This is a genomic window from Parendozoicomonas verongulae, from assembly GCF_009711465.1.
GTDB lineage: Bacteria > Pseudomonadota > Gammaproteobacteria > Pseudomonadales > Endozoicomonadaceae > Sansalvadorimonas > Sansalvadorimonas verongulae.
Genome location: NZ_SMME01000245.1, coordinates 1 through 414, shown reverse-complemented (window position 1 = coordinate 414; position 414 = coordinate 1). Strand labels below are relative to the sequence as shown.

Genomic DNA, 414 nt, shown 5'->3' with positions numbered 1-414 from the left:
GGACGGCCCTTACGGCCCACCAGCGTTTCAGGAATGGTGAAGCGGTCTTCCTTGTTGTACTGAGTCCACTTGAACTCACGGGAACCGACGCCCACGCGAGGCAGCACACGGTCAGCGATAAACTCGCTGTTGGTGTACGCGATAGCGATGGCGGTAAGAACCGGGTTTGTTACGAATGGTGCATTAGCCATGGTGTTCCTTCCCTGCTTGTTTTAAGGGCTAGCCGTGAGCGATAAGTACGGAGACGAAGTCACCGGCCACCGCATCTTCCAGCGCGATACCAATAACCCGGTCGGTTGCCTGAGTGGCGGTCACAGCGTCTGCGTTGGCATCGCTGGTGAGCACGTCACCCTTGGCGATGGTGCCGCCTGCCGTGGCCTCGGTGATGCCGCTGAAGATCACGTCCACACGGCC

The 414-nt window shown here is 59.4% G+C and carries 2 protein-coding genes; both read right to left on the bottom strand.

Annotation, left to right across the window (positions count from 1 at the left end; all coding sequences use genetic code 11):
- Positions 1-191 (bottom strand): hypothetical protein (locus E1189_RS00355; RefSeq protein WP_230459831.1); only part of this gene is annotated, 191 nt, incomplete at its 3' end.
- A gap of 28 nt (positions 192-219) precedes the next feature.
- On the bottom strand, positions 220-414 hold a 195-nt coding region (locus E1189_RS00350; protein WP_155158169.1), incomplete at its 5' end, for a capsid cement protein.